Source organism: Enterococcus sp. DIV0421 (assembly GCF_051713745.1).
In the GTDB taxonomy this organism is placed as follows: domain Bacteria; phylum Bacillota; class Bacilli; order Lactobacillales; family Enterococcaceae; genus Enterococcus_D; species Enterococcus_D casseliflavus.
Genome location: NZ_JBIOQM010000001.1, coordinates 1,658,329 through 1,673,195 on the forward strand (window position 1 = coordinate 1,658,329; position 14,867 = coordinate 1,673,195).

Genomic DNA, 14,867 nt, shown 5'->3' on the forward strand with positions numbered 1-14,867 from the left:
AAAAATGAATGAGGCTGCCTCAAAACCGAAAAAAGGCATTGGTCTGGCGGATATCTTAATCTCGGTGATCGTCCTAGCTATTATTGGTTTGATTATTATTCCATTACCGAGTGCACTATTAGATATTCTGATCATTATCAATTTGACGATCGCGATCAACATTTTACTGATCACCCTGTTTACCAAATCAGTGTTGGAATTCACTACGTTTCCAACCTTGCTGCTGATCACAACGATGTTTCGTTTAGGTTTGAACCTATCTTCCACGCGGTTGATCTTGACCCAAGGAAATGGCGGACACGTGATCGATGCCTTCGCCAATGTCGTTGCCGGCAGCAATTACATCGTGGGGATCATTTTGTTCGTGATCATCATGGTGGTTCAGCTAGTCGTCGTGACCAATGGTGCAGGGCGTGTCTCAGAAGTGACTGCTCGCTTCACATTAGATGCGATGCCCGGCAAGCAAATGGCGATCGATTCCGACCTAAATGCCGGTTTGATCACGGAAGCGGATGCCCGCAAACGACGAAAAGATCTGCAGCGAGAAGCTGATTTCTTTGGTTCGATGGATGGTGCCAGCAAGTTTGTCAAAGGGGATGCGATCGCAGGGATCTTGATCACTGTCATCAATTTAGTCGGCGGGGCGATCATTTTCTCCATGGGGGGACAAATGACCGTCATGGAAGCCTTCGCCCAATTCGGGAAACTGGCAATCGGGGATGGCTTGGTCAGCTCGATTCCCTCTTTATTGATTTCGATTGCTTCTGGGGTGATCGTGACTCGTTCTGATAACGATAGTTCCTTTGGTTTAGATATTGCGGCAGATGTGATGCGTAATCCCCAACTGTTTCGGATCGTGGGGGCGATTCTCTTCGTCTTAGCCTTAGTTCCTGGGTTTCCTTTTGTTCCTTTTGTGTTGATTGGCTTAGGCCTTTTCGCAGCCAGCTTTCTGGTGACGCAAAAAGAAGAAAAGCAGCGAGTGGAACAAAAACAATGGGAACAAAAATTGGCACTGGAACGCAAAAAAGAAGCACAGGAAGAAGACGATTCCGTGGCTTCCTTCCAAGTGGAACCAATCTCAGTGGAAATCGGGTATGGTCTGATCCCTATCGTGGATAGTTCGATCGACAACAGCTTGATGAACCGCATCGTGGCGATCCGTAAACAGAGTGCTAGAGAATTAGGGATCTTAGTCAGTCCCGTTCGTATTCGCGACAATCTCTATTTGGATGCCAACGATTACGTGATCAAGATCCGCGGCAACGAAGTCGGCCGCGGCGATATTTACCCGAATAAAGTCATGGTGATCAGTCCGAATGAAGAGCCGTTTCCTTTTCAAGGAATCGCAACAAAAGAACCAGCCTTTCATCTGGATGCTATGTGGATCGATGAATCCGATAAGGAGATGGCGGATCTGCAAGGGTTTACGATTATCGAGCCGTTGACCGTGATCGCAACACACTTAAAAGAAATCATCTATGCCCATGCACCAGAGCTGTTAGGTCGCCAAGAAGTCAAGAAATTATTGGAGGGCATCAAAGAGCAGTACAATGTCGTGATCGATGAATTGATCCCCGATATTTTACGGCTCGGCGAGGTCCAAAAAGTTTTACAAAATTTATTGGATGAACAAATTCCCATCAATGACTTAGCAACGATCTTAGAAACCTTAGCCGATTACGGCGTTGTCACGAAAGACGTAGAAGTTTTGACAGAATATGTCCGCCAAGCACTGAAACGGACGATCGCTGCCAAGTATGCCAATGAGAACCACGAGCTGCAAGTGGCGGTGATCCAGCCGAAACTAGAAGAAATCATCGCTCAAAGTATCCAAAAAACCGCAACTGGCTCGTACCCGGTCTTAAAACCAGATACCGTGACCAAGCTGTTGGATTCCATCAGTGGGATCCAACATGCGGCGATCGCTCAAAATATCAATTTCGTCATTTTGGCATCGCCTAAGATCCGGTTAGCATTCAAAAAAATGATCGTTTTTAATTTTCCAGATATCGCCGTTCTTTCTCTAAATGAGATTCCCAATGAAATTGCGATCGAAACGGTGGGCAGTATTGACATTTAAGCAGAATTTTCTTAGGAAGGGGCATCGCCGATGTATGAAGTCGATCGAGAAGCGGAGATCATCAAGTATCTGCCGCTAGTGGAACGGGTGGTTCAGCGCCTGTCTATCAAAACCGCCGATTATGAATCAGGCGATCTCTACAATATTGGGGTGATTGGGTTGATGGATGCCTTGCGGAAATTCGATCCCTCAAAAAAAGTTCCTTTTGAAAGCTATGCAGCGATTCGCATCAAAGGGGCAATTATTGATGAAGTACGCAAGCACGCCAAAATCTCCCGATACAAAATGGCGGCAGTCAATCAGTTTTATCAAGCACGGCAAGAGTTGGAGCAAAGCCTCAAAAGAGAAGCGACCGACACCGAGATCTGCAAACAGCTGGGAATCAACCAAAGTCAACTAGCGGATATTTATGAGAGTCTGCACTACTTAGCCAGCGTCTCTTTGGAAGATACCTTGTTTGCTTACCAAGAAGAAGGCATGACCTTAAAAGATATGGTTCGGGATCCAGCCGAAAATGTCGAAGAGACCTTGGTCGCTGAAGAAAAACGCACCGCCTTGGTGGCGTGCATCAAAAAATTAGGGGAACGGGAACAATTGATTTTAAGTTTGTACTATACCGAAGAACTGACGTTAAAAGAAATCGCTGAAATCTTAGAAGTCTCGATTCCGCGAGTTTCACAAATTCATGGCAAAACGATTGCCAAATTGCGCACATTGATTGAGGAGGAACTGGCATGATTCGAGGATTGGATGTCTTATCACGGAACATTTCATTATTACAAAAGCGACAAGAGACGACGAGCGGCAATATTGCCAATGTCAATACAACAGGGTATCAAGCAAAAACTTTGTTCCAGTCGGCGCTAGATGAAGTGGCGCTGCATAATTACCAAAGCGGGCCCAATGCGGATACTCGCCGTGATATCGGTGGGTTGTCTTTAGGGACCCAATTGGCAGGCAGTACCATCAGTCAAGACCAAGGTGCTGTCAAACAGACGGGACAAGCCAGCGATTTTGCACTGCTTTCCGAAGGCTACTTTGTCGTTCAAAACAATGCGGGGCAGCGGTTGTATACGAGAAATGGCGACTTTACCGTCAATCAGCAGAATCAATACGTGACACAAGAAGGCTATCTTGTCTTGGGTGCCAATGGACAAGCAGTCAGCGCCTTGGGACCAGCGAACTTTCAGATCCAAACATTCCCCCCAGAAGCATTGACTACAGCTGGTCAAAACTATGTGACTAGCAACGCAGCAGGAACCACGGGGAATGCACCCGTGATCCAGCAAGGTGCTTTAGAACAAGCCAACGTAGCGGTTGCCGATGAAATGGTGGCGATGATCCAGACTTCTCGCGAATTTGAAGCCAATCAGAAAGCCTTGAGTTCAACGAACCAGACATTGCAAAAAGCGGTCAACGAATTAGGAAAGATTTGAGGATGAGTCAATGAATATCAGTGGATTATTAGGAATCAGCCGTTCTGGGTTGAATCATTTGCAAACAAACTTAGACACGACAGCCAACAACATCGCCAACGTCAATACCAATGGCTATCAAGCACAAACGACCCATTTTCAAGCATTGATGGAAAATGCCATCGGTGCAGAAGAAACGCTATTTAATGGCAACGCCGCCCAATATGGTGCGTCAATGGGGGCAAAAGCGGCTACGACTACCAGTTTTGCCCAAGGCAATCTGGCGGGCACCACTCAGCCATTAGATCTCGCGATCCAAGGCAACGGCTTTTTCGGGGTCCGGGACCAAACTGGTCAATTGCTGCTGAGTCGAGCAGGCAATTTTCATTTAAGTGAGAACAAGCAATTAGTCAATAGTGAAGGGTACCCTGTGGCAATGACCACAAACGTACCGACCCCTCAGTGGCCAGATGCGCAGCAAATCGCAATAGATGCCAGCGGTCAGCTGACGACGGAAGAAAATGGTCAGACTCGCGTGTTGGGACAGCTGACCCTTTATCAGCCGACGAATACAGAAAACATCACGCCAGTGGGCAACCAACTGTACCGTGCTGGTGATCAAGCGTTGCTTACTTCGCAAACCAATCCAGCAGCCTTTGGCAGCGTCTTGCAAGGACAGTTAGAACAGTCGACGGTGGATCTAGCGACTTCCATGACAGACTTGTTAACGACCCAGCGTGCGTATGGATTGAACACGAAAGCCATGCAGACAGCCGATGAGATGTGGTCCGTGATCAATCGTTTTACAGATTAGAGGAGAAAGAACATGATTCGCTTAACCAAGGTCAGTAAAAAATTCAGCAATGGCACGTTGGCATTGGCCGATATTTCTGTTGCGATCCCTCAAGGAGAATTTATCTATGTGGTGGGTCCCAGCGGTGCGGGCAAATCGACCTTATTCAAATTACTCTTGAAAGAAGAAGAGCTTTCGGCTGGTTCTATCCAAGTCGGCAATGTCTTGTTGGAACAACTCAAAGACCGTCATCTCTATATGGTTCGACGACAAGTCGGTATCGTCGGACAAGAAGACCTTTTGCTTCCTTATCTGACGGTTGCCAAAAACGTCGATTATGCGCTGCAAGTACTAGGCACTCCCCGCAAGCTGCGTCAGGAAAAAACCGCCAAAGCACTGCAACTGGTGGGTATGTTTCCTCAAAAGGATCACTATCCTGAGGAGCTTTCCGTGGGACAGCGCAAAAAAGTAGCGATCGCGCGGGCGATCGTCACAGAGCCAGCAGTCTTGATCGCCGATGAGCCCACCGCCAATCTGGATGCCAAATCAGCCGTTGAAGTCATGAAACTGCTCTTGCGGATCAATCAAGTCGGTGCCACGATCCTCTTGGCGACCCACGACAGTACGATGGTCAATACGGTCCGTAATCGGGTGGTCGAGCTGCAAAACGGTCGCTTGGTTCGTGATGAATATCAAGGCGGCTATACGCGCTTTGCTGATCCAAAAGATACATATGTCTGGTGAAGATGCTTAACTTTTCTAGCAAAAGATCCGATTAAAGAACTAGAAGATTGTTTTCATAATCGGATAAAGAAGGAGTGACCCAACGATTATCAAGTGAAGAGCGAATCTTGATAAACAGCACGACTGATCATTTTGCATAGGAAAGGATACTGTTATGAAGAAGAAGGTACAAGCTATCATCAAAAAAATCCGCTTGGCGGCGTTGATTCCGCTAGGATTTACCCTGATCGTATTATTAGGATGCTATTTCTTCGTGATCCGCACCCACGGAGACGGACAAGCAGCAAAAAGTTTTTTTATTTTTTCAGTAATCGTACTGCTGCTAGAAATCGCAGTGTTAGTAGGAATGACCTATTTGGTAAAAAAAGAGACCCACTCGGGCATGGATACGTTATTGACAGAACTAGAAGCAGTCGGTTCTGGCGATCTGTCGCATATCGATGAGATCGGCAGCAGCGACCAGACTTCTCTTTTTGGGCAAGTTCAAAATCGTTTTCAAGGGGTTTTAAACACCTTCAAAGCGGTGATCGTTGGCATGCACGAAGAAAGCAGCCGAATGGAAAAAATGGTAGGCGGCCTAACGACAACCTCAAAAAATGCCAAAAATTCAATTGAAAATGTGCGTCAGACGATGAATGCCATCGCAGATGCCACTAGTTCACAAGCCTCCGAAGCGGAACAAACCTCCTTTGATATGGACGAGCTAGCCTTAAGTATCGAAGAGATCCACAAAGAGATCGAATTGATGAACGGCTATGTCGGTCAATCCCAAAGCAGCAATGTCCACAATTCAGAAATGATGTTCCATGTGTTTGAAAGCTGGGAGATCGAACGGCAAAACCAAGCAGAATTAGTAGAAAGCATGAACGACATGAACGAAGATGTCCAAAGCATCGGTAAGATCGTTCAGCTGATCAATGACATTTCTGATCAGACCAACTTACTGGCATTGAATGCATCCATCGAAGCAGCTCGAGCTGGAGAAGCGGGCCGAGGGTTTGCCATCGTTGCGGAAGAAGTCCGCAGCTTGGCGGAACAAAGCAGTCAATCAACGAAAAGCATTCGTTCGATCATTGAAACGATCCGCAAAAAATCGGAAAAAGTGGTCTCTGCAGTGACGGATTCCTTTGAAAGCGGCGAAAAACAAACCAACAATATCAACAAAGCGATCGAATCAGCCAATGAGATCTCTGATATTGTTGAAAAATTGGTTTCAAGTATTCAAGCCGTGGAAGCCCATATTACCGGGATCGTTGAGAAAAAAGACATGGTTCAAGTTTCCGTCAGCAACATTTCGGCTGCTGTTTCGGAAACCTCTGCCGGCACCCAAGAAGTAACGGCAAACTTAGAAGACTTCTACTTAGTCATCGAAGACTTTGAACGGAATGTGCAAGAGATCGAAACGATCGCCACTATCCTTAAATTCCAAGTGGATAGTTTCAAATTCTAAAAAGGAGCAGTGACGCCAATGGAACAATACGTTGTATTTAAAAGTCATCAACAACTCTTTGCCTTGCGTATCGACTATGTGGTACGGGTCATTGAGGCTGCTTCTTTTACCCAGCTGCCGGAAGTGGCGGATTTCGTGCTGGGGATCCAGCCTTTTGAAGAGGCAATGGTGCCGATCATTGACATCCGCAAAAAGCTGTTTGATGAATTTACACCGGAAACTGGGCAAAATGTGGTCTTGTTGTGTCACTGGCAAGAGCAGGCGATCGGCCTTTACGTGGAAGAGATCGTCGGCATTTTACCGCTCGTTGAAAGTCCTAGCAATGCGGAACTAAATACATCAGGACTCAAGCAAAACTATATCGAAGCCTTTCTGAAAAAAGACGATGAACTTGTGCTGGCATTGGAGCTGCCGTTTCTCTTCAGCTATGAACAAGCCGCTGAGATGACGGCGGAGTTAGACGCCTATCAGACAGAGGAATTGGCAGCCGCCAATGACCATGACAATGATGACCGTGAATGAGGAATTGCATGTGGGGATCTCGGAGTATAAGATCGCCCAAGCGCCGACGCGTTTGATCACGGTGGGTTTAGGTTCTTGCATCGGCACGATCATTTACGATGAAGCCAGTCATATCGGCGGCTTGAGTCATATTATGCTGCCAGATAGTCAGCCTTTTTTGCACAAGCGGGAAATCAAGCCCGAGAAGTTTGCGGACTTGGCATTGCCAGCGATGGTGGCTGAGCTGGAACAAAAGATCCGTCGGCCTCGCTTTCAAGCGAAAATCGTTGGCGGCGCCAATATGTTTCAGTTCCAGACGCTTAACGCTGCCAGCAATATTGGTCAGCGCAATATTGAAGCCGTCGAGGAAGTCTTGGCTCGGCTAAACATTCCGATCGTAGCCAAACATGTTGGCGGCAGCGCTGGTCGAACGATGATCGTGGATCTTCAGGATTTCAAGACCATGGTTCGGCAAGTCAAACAAGAAATCGTTTATTTGTAAAAGGAGTACAGGGACATGAAAAAAGTAATGATCGTCGATGATTCGGCATTCATGCGGAAAGTAGTGACAGATTTATTGAATCAGCTGCCTGATATCGAGGTGACCGTCGCTGCCCGCAATGGCAAACAAGCATTGGACTATCTGACCAAAGAAGCGATCGATTTGGTAGTAATGGATGTGGAGATGCCAGTGATGAACGGATTAGAGACCTTGCGGAGGATGAAACAGCAATCAGCCATTCCCGTCATCATGCTTAGTTCATTAACCAATCAAGAAACCACGATTGAGGCTTTGGCGCTTGGCGCCCGAGATTTTGTGGAAAAACCCGTCAGTCTATCGATGATCGAAAAAGAATGGATCGCTGAATTTCATCAAAAGATTTTGGCGATGGATCATGAAGTCGGTACGGTTCACCCGCCAGTACCAACGATTGCCCAGCCCACTAAGCTGACACAAAACAGCTTGCCGGTATCACTTGATGCGCTAGTCATTGGTGCTTCAACAGGCGGACCCCGTGCTTTGCTGGGAATTATTCGCCGTCTGCCTGCACGTTTACGTTGCCCGATTTTGATCGTTCAGCATATGCCAGCGGGCTTCACGGCTTCCTTTGCAAAACGCTTAGACACAGAGACAACCGTCCGAGTACAAGAAGCAGTCAACGGCATGCGGATCGAAAATCAAGTGTATCTTTGTCCAGGGGATTACCACATGACGGTCCAACAAGGGCACCTGCAGCTGGACCAGCGAGAAAAACGGCATGGGACGCGGCCAACCGTCGATTATCTTTTTTCCTCAGCAGCTGACTACTATGGCCCGCAACTAGCGGCAGTGGTTTTGACGGGGATGGGAAAAGACGGCACCGCTGGCTTACGACAGATCCAAGCGGCTGGGGGCTATACGATCGTTCAAGACAAAGAAACGTGTACAGTCTTTGGGATGCCGCGGTATGCCATTGAACAAGGAGTCGTGGATGAAGTCCTGCCATTGCAGGGCATTGAAGCAAAAATTGCACAGATGGTCAGGTGAAGAAGATGGAAGAAGAATTTGCCTTATTTAATGCGTGGGTGGATCGCCGATTAGGGATTCCCTTAGCCGCATACAAAGAAAATCAAATGCAGCGCCGCATCCTTACGATCATGGAAAACAGCGGAGCAAAAACGTTGAGAGAATACCAGCAATTGATCGAAGGCGATGACGGGGTGCGGGCGGCTTTTTTAGCCCATATCACCATTAACGTAACGGAATTTTATCGCAACAAAGAACTGTTTGACGCCTTTGAACGCGTCTTGAAAACCATTGTTCTCCCGAAAACCACGCTGCCCAAAATCTGGAGTGCCGCATGTTCGATTGGGGCAGAACCCTATACGATCGCGATGCTGCTAGAAAAAAACCAAATTGCCGCAGCCAATGTCTTGGCTACCGATATCGATACGCAAATTTTGGCAAAAGCCAAGCAAGGACTCTATCGAGACCACGAATTGCGGAATGTCTCAGCGGCAGAACGTACCCGTTTTTTTGATGCAAAAGAAAAGAACCAATTTCAGATCAAACCAGAAATCAAACGGCGGGTTCATTTTAAGCAACACGATCTTTTGAAAGACCCGTACAATGGGCCTTTTGATGTGATCGTTTGCCGCAATGTGACGATTTATTTCAAAAGTGATGCTCGGGATGCCGTCTATCAAAAATTCAGCGATGCATTGGTCCCAGGGGGCATTTTGTTTACGGGAGCGACAGAAACGATCAATTTTGCGGAACAATTCGGTCTCAAGAAAATCGATTCGTTTATCTATCAAAAAGTATAATTTTGTAAAGGAGGGACCCATTTGGATGACAATAGTGTCTATCGTACCCTTTTCTTTGAAGAAACAGACGATCATTTAGCGCAGTTGAATGATCATGTCTTGCAATTGGAAAACGATCCACAAGATAGCGCCTTGCTGAATGATATTTTCCGTTCTGCCCATACCCTTAAAGGGATGGCGGCAACGATGGGCTATGACGTCATGACGCAGCTGACCCATAAAATGGAAAATATTTTTGAGTTATTTAAAACTGGGACCTTGCAAGTGACCCAGCAATCGATCTCATTGATTTTCAAATGTCTGGATCGCCTGTCAGAACTTGTGGAGGACTTGCGGGAAGAACGCGACCTGCAGCCAGCTCAAATTGCCGATTTATTGGCCGAACTTGACCAAACGGAACATTCTGGCGGTATATCAACCGAGACAGAAGCAAGCCAAAAACCCAACGCAGTGGGCGCGTTAACCCCACAGCTTCAACAAATCGATCCTTCTGATCTGTATGTGATCGAGCAAGCGGCTGGAGATGGCTATCAAGCGGTCCAAATTGCTGTTCGCTTAGATGCCCAATCCATGTTAAAAGGTGCTCGTGCCTTCTTGATCATGGAAAAGCTTGGCCAAGCAGGGGATGTTCTTTATACAGAACCAGATGCCCAAACACTCGAAGAAGGCACCTTTGAATCAGATTTTTCACTGCTTTATTTGACGCAGCAAACACTGGCTGATGTCGAGCAAAACATCGCCAGCAATAGTGAGATCGAAGCCTTCGTGGTGGCACCGTTTGATCCTTCAGCTGCTGTGTTGGAGGAGGCAGAAGAGCTGCTTCAACCAGCACCGACCCCAGAGTCAGAGCCTTCTGCTCTTCAGCAAGCGACAACAGAAACGAAAGAAAAATCGCCGGCGCCCGCGCATCATGCGTCCGCCCAAAATCAATCGATCCGAGTCGACTTGAATCGCTTAGATTCATTCTTGGATCTCGTGTCCGAATTGGTGGTCTATCGCAATCAATTAGAAGATGTCAGTGAGCGGGAAAACATCGAAGCAGTCAAAGACCCCTTAGAGCAAGTTTCACGATTGACCTCTGAGCTGCAAGATTTGGTCTTGCGGATCCGCATGCAGCAAGTCAATGTCGTCTTCAGTCGCTTTCCGCGAATGGTTCGGGACTTATCCAATGAACTGCAAAAGGAAATGGAACTTGTCATTTTTGGGGAAGAAACGGAATTGGATAAAACAGTGGTTTCTGAGTTGAGTGAACCTCTGGTCCATCTGTTGCGTAATTCTGTCGATCACGGCATCGAAGCACCCGATGTTCGGGAAAAACTGGGCAAACCGCGCAAGGGCACGATTCGCTTGGCGGCCTACCAAGAAGGCAATCGCGTAATCATTACTTTAGAGGATGATGGCAAAGGCCTTGATCCGCAAGTAATCAAAGCAAGTGCTGAAAAGAAAGGCTTAGCAACGGAAGGTCTTTCCGATGAAGCGTTGCAGCAGTTGATTTTCCATCCTGGTTTTTCAACGGCACAAGAAGTGACTAACATTTCTGGGCGCGGTGTCGGGATGGATGCCGTGCAATCCAAGATCACCCAACTAGGGGGCACGATCGAAATGAAGAGTCAGCCAAATAAAGGCACGCAGTTTGTGATCAAATTGCCATTGACTCTGTCGATCATTCAAGCGTTGATGGTTCGCGTCGGAGCAGAAACCTTTGCGATCCCACTAAATCTCGTCGAACGCGTGGTGATGGTCAAAGAAGAAGAGATCATCCAGACGGTCTCGGATGAGGTCTATCGTTTTCAAGAGGAGTTGATTCCCTTGGTTCGGACCGATCAACTCTTAGCGATCGAAGGCGATCCATCTGAGAAAAAATTCGCCATCATCGTCAACAATGACCAGCAATTTCACGGCATTTTGGCAGATGAGCTGATCGGCCAGCAAGAAATCGTCATCAAGAAAATCGATCCGCTGCTGCAAAAGCTGAATCGCTATCAAGGGGCAACGATTATGGGCAACGGCTCGATCGCACTGATCCTAGACATTCATGCCATCTGTCAGGAAAAAAAGGATGACCGCTTATGAGCTATACAGCGCTGCAGATCGATGGCCTAAAAGAACTGATCAATATCGGCGGTGGTCACGCTGCGACTAGTTTATCAAAGCTCGTCCAACAACCGATCGATATGCGGGTACCGGAAGTCGAGATTCTAACGTATGAGGACCTGTATCAGCAGATCATGGCGGAAGACAAAGAAGTTCATGTGGTGATGAGCCAGATCGAAGGGGCATTTCGAGGGATCTTCTTGTTTGTCTTAACGGATGAATCCGCCGCAAAATTGCGTCAGTTGATGATCCAAGAAAGCGATCCGTCTGAAGAATTGAAGCAATCGGTCATCAACGAGTTGACCAACATTCTTACCAATTCTTTTTTGATCGCGATCGGCCAACTATTGGAAACTCAGCTGAGTGCGTCTTTACCAAGCGCCAGCTATGATTTCTTTGGCGCAGCGATCAGCTCCATCTATTTGGCGATGGCCCAGTATGATGAGCAGGTGATGGTGATCCGTAATGAGTTCGTCTACGCCAAAGAAACATTAGAGGCATCGTTATTTTTGATTCCAGAAATCGGTGTACTAGAAAACATATTTGATTCATTAGGAATTTGAAAGGGGCAAATACAATGTCAAAAAAAGTATTGATCGTGGATGATGCGGTATTTATGCGCATGAAATTAAAGGATATTTTAGAAAAAAACGGCTATGAAGTCGTGGGGGAAGCCCAAAATGGCCAAGAGGCTTTTGAAAAATACCAAGCAACGACACCAGACTTAGTGACCATGGATATCACGATGCCAGAAGTGGATGGCTTAGAGGCATTAAAAATGATCCGCACGTTTGATGCGCAGGCCAAAGTCGTAATGTGCAGTGCCATGGGACAACAAGGAATGGTGATGGATGCGATTCGCGCCGGTGCGGTGGACTTTATCGTGAAGCCCTTTGACACGGACCGCGTAATCACTGCCATCGACAAAGCCTTTGCCTAATGCCTAGGAGGATAGCGACATGCAGATGATTCTTTTCAAAATGGCTCAGCAGTACTATTTGATCTCGGCGGACTCGGTGGACGAGGTCATTGATGCCCCTTCTTTTACGAAGGTGCCCTTAGCACCAGAGTGGGTGGAAGGGCTGATCAATCTGCGGGGGTCTGTCGTAACGGTGATTCGTTTGGCAAAATTGATTCCCATCATGGAACCAGCCTACGAAAAAAACATATTGATCATGAAGAAGCAAGAGGAGACCAAAGGGGTCCTTGTAGAAGAAGTAATTGAAGTTCTTGATATCACCGAAGACGATATCCAACTAAGCAATCAAGAGACAGAACATGCCGTTGGGGTCGTGACGATCGGTGAAAAAGTAGCCAGTGTGATTCAAATCGATCACATGATTTTTTAAAAAAATGGGGGATTAGTGTGGATCAGGTATTGACGCAGCAAGAGATTGATTTATTGTTGAATGCGATGAGCAGCGGAGAGATCGATCAAGAAATTATTGAGATAGAAGACAAACAAGCCAAAGTGAAAGCCTACGATTTTCGCCGACCAACAAAGCTGTCGAAAGAATACGTCAATACCCTGCACATGATCTTCGAGGATTTCTCGAAGATGAGCAGTAGCATGCTTTCTACCCAACTGCGGACCAATGTTTCTTTGCAGTTGGCAGCTATCGAACAAGTCAGTTATGACGAATTTATCCATTCGATACCAAAATTTACTTTGCTGGGGCTCTTTCATTCGCAGCCTTTGAGCGGGATTCAAATGATCGAGATGAACCCACAACTGTGTATGATGTTGGTGGAGTTGTTGTGCGGCGGCTTGGATGTCTATCAAAACAAGCCGATCGAAATGGATTTTAGCGAGAAAAAAAGTTTTACTGATATTGAAACAGCAATCTTGGAAGAAGTGGTGGCACAATTTGTCCGGGTCTACCAAAATGTTTGGAAGGACATCGTTGCCTTGGATTCGGTTTTGGATGGAATCGATACGAATCCGCAATTGATGCAAAACATGTCGCCCAACGAACCCGTCGTGTTAGTGACCTTTACTATCAAAATTTTTGAAGTGAAACATTTTATCAATCTATGTATCCCCTATGTCTTCTTTGAAGGGATCATTGATAAATTAAGTTTCCGCAATTGGTTTGATAGCAATCAGCCAGTCAACCAAGACGATAGCCGCGAGTTGCAAAAAAGTTTGAATGGCGTCGGATTGAATTTAGAAGTCCTGCTGGGCCATGCTCAAATGAGTCTTTCTGAGTTTCTCCACTTAGAAGAAGGCGATGTCATCAAACTAGACAAAAAAATTACTGAACCATTGGAGACTTTCATCGATGGAAAACCTTACTTCCGAGCAAAACCTGGGAAGCAAGAGGACCGTTTAGCCATTGAATTATTAGACAAGTTAGAAGAGGAGCAAGAACTATGAGTGAACGTTTATCCCAAGCAGAAATCGATGCATTGTTGAATCAAAGTGCCCCAGCCCAGCCGCAAGGATTAGAAGAGCAAGTCAAAGTCGACATTATCGGCGAAGTTGGCAATATCTCCATGTCGCAAGCAGCGACGACGTTGTCTTCCATTCTTGATCGTCGGGTCAGCATCACGACTCCCCGGGTGTCTAAAATCAAATTTGGTGAGATCTTAAACGACCTCGTTGCACCAAAAGTAGCGACGACAGTTGAATTTAAAGAAGGCCTTTTAGGCAGTAATTTGATGCTATTAGAAGTCAAAGATGCCATCGTGATCGCCGATTTGATGATGGGTGGAACTGGTGAAACCAGCAACACTCAATTTACGGAATTAGAGCTAAGTGCTGTGGCAGAAGCTATGAACCAAATGATTGGGACTGCCTCGACTTCGATGGCAACGATGATCAGCCGCAAAGTGGATATCTTGCCGCCGATCGTCAAACTATGGGAGACACCAGAAAACATTGAGTATAGCGGGATCGAGGCAGAGGAAGAGATTTACTGTATCTCATTTTCTTTGCGCGTCGAAGGTTTGATCGAAAGCAAAATCATGCAGATCTTTACGGATCCGGTGGTCAACGATATCGCCAGTGCGATGCTCTCAGACGAAGCGACTGTCGTTACTCGGGAAACACCAACACCGCAGCCAACGGCACCCGTTGCTGCACCTACGCCAGAACCAGCGGCTGCATCAAAGCCCGTGGAAGTCAGCAAACCTGCGTTTCAAACATTGGCCTCCAGCGGAGTGAGCGATGGGGATAATTTGGACTTGATTCTTGATGTGCCATTGGATCTAAGTGTCGTGTTAGGCCGCAGCAAAAAAACCATTAAGGACATTTTATCTTTCAATACGGGGTCCGTCATCGAGCTGGAAAAACTGACGGATGAACCGCTAGAGATTTTGTTGAACGGCAAACTGATCGCCACTGGGGAAGTCGTGGTCATCAATGAAAACTTTGGTGTGCGGATCACCAACATTCTTTCGCAAAAACAACGCATCCACAATTTGCATTAATTTGAAGAAATCGCAAAAAGTTAAACATATGGGTTTAACTTTTTTGTGATT

The 14,867-nt window shown here is 46.6% G+C and carries 16 protein-coding genes; all 16 read left to right on the forward strand.

Translation table 11 applies throughout. The annotated features are described in order from the left end of the window. The first annotated feature begins 4 nt into the window (after positions 1–4). The 16 genes from flhA to fliY all read left to right on the forward strand — a co-directional run bounded on the left by flhA (position 5) and on the right by fliY (position 14,816). Positions 5–2,080: a flagellar biosynthesis protein FlhA gene (gene flhA / locus IGI96_RS08065; RefSeq protein WP_005232779.1), complete on the forward strand. Its 2,076-nt coding sequence runs from the start codon at positions 5–7 to the stop codon at positions 2,078–2,080. A 30-nt stretch (positions 2,081–2,110) separates the two neighbouring features. After that, entirely contained in the window at positions 2,111–2,818 is a 708-nt protein-coding gene (locus IGI96_RS08070) for a sigma-70 family RNA polymerase sigma factor (protein ID WP_005226623.1), read from the forward strand. Then, on the forward strand, positions 2,815–3,516 hold the full coding sequence (locus IGI96_RS08075) for a flagellar hook-basal body protein (RefSeq protein WP_086338886.1): 702 nt from the start codon (positions 2,815–2,817) through the stop codon (positions 3,514–3,516). The genes IGI96_RS08070 and IGI96_RS08075 overlap by 4 nt, the downstream gene beginning before the upstream one ends. 10 nt (positions 3,517–3,526) lie before the next feature. After that, a complete protein-coding gene (locus IGI96_RS08080) occupies positions 3,527–4,309 on the forward strand; it encodes a flagellar hook-basal body protein (RefSeq protein ID WP_086338887.1) in 783 nt (260 codons plus the stop codon). Between the two features lie 12 nt (positions 4,310–4,321). Continuing rightward, the gene (locus IGI96_RS08085; RefSeq protein WP_005226626.1) at positions 4,322–5,032 is read left to right on the forward strand and encodes a cell division ATP-binding protein FtsE; all 711 of its coding nucleotides are present in this window, start codon (positions 4,322–4,324) and stop codon (positions 5,030–5,032) included. Between the two features lie 154 nt (positions 5,033–5,186). After that, a complete protein-coding gene (locus tag IGI96_RS08090; protein WP_005226627.1) occupies positions 5,187–6,482 on the forward strand; it encodes a methyl-accepting chemotaxis protein in 1,296 nt (431 codons plus the stop codon). An 18-nt stretch (positions 6,483–6,500) separates the two neighbouring features. After that, the gene (locus IGI96_RS08095) at positions 6,501–7,004 is read left to right on the forward strand and encodes a chemotaxis protein CheW (RefSeq protein ID WP_010748543.1); all 504 of its coding nucleotides are present in this window, start codon (positions 6,501–6,503) and stop codon (positions 7,002–7,004) included. Then, positions 6,976–7,485, forward strand: a complete 510-nt coding sequence (locus tag IGI96_RS08100) for a chemotaxis protein CheD (protein ID WP_005226629.1) — start codon at positions 6,976–6,978, stop codon at positions 7,483–7,485. Before IGI96_RS08095 ends, IGI96_RS08100 begins: the two co-directional genes overlap by 29 nt. Before the next feature lie 15 nt (positions 7,486–7,500). Beyond that, a complete protein-coding gene (locus IGI96_RS08105) occupies positions 7,501–8,511 on the forward strand; it encodes a protein-glutamate methylesterase/protein-glutamine glutaminase (RefSeq protein WP_086338888.1) in 1,011 nt (336 codons plus the stop codon). 5 nt (positions 8,512–8,516) lie between these two features. After that, positions 8,517–9,290 (forward strand): CheR family methyltransferase, encoded by a 774-nt coding sequence (locus tag IGI96_RS08110; RefSeq protein WP_005226631.1) that lies wholly within the window; start codon positions 8,517–8,519, stop codon positions 9,288–9,290. A 21-nt stretch (positions 9,291–9,311) separates the two neighbouring features. Next, on the forward strand, positions 9,312–11,363 hold the full coding sequence (locus IGI96_RS08115) for a chemotaxis protein CheA (RefSeq protein WP_086338889.1): 2,052 nt from the start codon (positions 9,312–9,314) through the stop codon (positions 11,361–11,363). Further along, entirely contained in the window at positions 11,360–11,947 is a 588-nt protein-coding gene (locus tag IGI96_RS08120) for a chemotaxis protein CheC (protein ID WP_074934305.1), read from the forward strand. The genes IGI96_RS08115 and IGI96_RS08120 overlap by 4 nt, the downstream gene beginning before the upstream one ends. Positions 11,948–11,961: 14 nt before the next feature. Continuing rightward, entirely contained in the window at positions 11,962–12,324 is a 363-nt protein-coding gene (locus IGI96_RS08125; RefSeq protein ID WP_003129084.1) for a response regulator, read from the forward strand. Positions 12,325–12,343: 19 nt separating this feature from the next. Beyond that, positions 12,344–12,733 carry a chemotaxis protein CheW gene (locus IGI96_RS08130; RefSeq protein ID WP_005226635.1) on the forward strand — a complete coding sequence of 130 codons (390 nt, stop codon included), beginning with the start codon at positions 12,344–12,346 and terminating at the stop codon, positions 12,731–12,733. A 17-nt stretch (positions 12,734–12,750) separates the two neighbouring features. Beyond that, positions 12,751–13,761, forward strand: coding sequence for a flagellar motor switch protein FliM (gene fliM / locus IGI96_RS08135; RefSeq protein ID WP_005232756.1), 1,011 nt, complete (start codon positions 12,751–12,753; stop codon positions 13,759–13,761). Beyond that, positions 13,758–14,816: a flagellar motor switch phosphatase FliY gene (gene fliY, locus IGI96_RS08140; protein WP_005226637.1), complete on the forward strand. Its 1,059-nt coding sequence runs from the start codon at positions 13,758–13,760 to the stop codon at positions 14,814–14,816. Before fliM ends, fliY begins: the two co-directional genes overlap by 4 nt. Positions 14,817–14,867: the final 51 nt, after the last annotated feature.

What these genes read in the sequence shown, in the direction of transcription:
- IGI96_RS08110 (WP_005226631.1), top strand. Translation starts at nt 8,517, where the DNA reads ATGGAAGAAGAATTTGCCTTATTTAATGCGTGGGTGGATCGCCGATTA.
- fliY (WP_005226637.1), top strand. Translation starts at nt 13,758, where the DNA reads ATGAGTGAACGTTTATCCCAAGCAGAAATCGATGCATTGTTGAATCAA.
- IGI96_RS08130 (WP_005226635.1), top strand. Translation starts at nt 12,344, where the DNA reads ATGCAGATGATTCTTTTCAAAATGGCTCAGCAGTACTATTTGATCTCG.
- IGI96_RS08080 (WP_086338887.1), top strand. Translation starts at nt 3,527, where the DNA reads ATGAATATCAGTGGATTATTAGGAATCAGCCGTTCTGGGTTGAATCAT.
- flhA (WP_005232779.1), top strand. Translation starts at nt 5, where the DNA reads ATGAATGAGGCTGCCTCAAAACCGAAAAAAGGCATTGGTCTGGCGGAT.
- IGI96_RS08120 (WP_074934305.1), top strand. Translation starts at nt 11,360, where the DNA reads ATGAGCTATACAGCGCTGCAGATCGATGGCCTAAAAGAACTGATCAAT.
- IGI96_RS08105 (WP_086338888.1), top strand. Translation starts at nt 7,501, where the DNA reads ATGAAAAAAGTAATGATCGTCGATGATTCGGCATTCATGCGGAAAGTA.
- IGI96_RS08095 (WP_010748543.1), top strand. Translation starts at nt 6,501, where the DNA reads ATGGAACAATACGTTGTATTTAAAAGTCATCAACAACTCTTTGCCTTG.
- IGI96_RS08070 (WP_005226623.1), top strand. Translation starts at nt 2,111, where the DNA reads ATGTATGAAGTCGATCGAGAAGCGGAGATCATCAAGTATCTGCCGCTA.
- IGI96_RS08085 (WP_005226626.1), top strand. Translation starts at nt 4,322, where the DNA reads ATGATTCGCTTAACCAAGGTCAGTAAAAAATTCAGCAATGGCACGTTG.
- IGI96_RS08100 (WP_005226629.1), top strand. Translation starts at nt 6,976, where the DNA reads ATGACCATGACAATGATGACCGTGAATGAGGAATTGCATGTGGGGATC.
- IGI96_RS08125 (WP_003129084.1), top strand. Translation starts at nt 11,962, where the DNA reads ATGTCAAAAAAAGTATTGATCGTGGATGATGCGGTATTTATGCGCATG.
- IGI96_RS08090 (WP_005226627.1), top strand. Translation starts at nt 5,187, where the DNA reads ATGAAGAAGAAGGTACAAGCTATCATCAAAAAAATCCGCTTGGCGGCG.
- IGI96_RS08075 (WP_086338886.1), top strand. Translation starts at nt 2,815, where the DNA reads ATGATTCGAGGATTGGATGTCTTATCACGGAACATTTCATTATTACAA.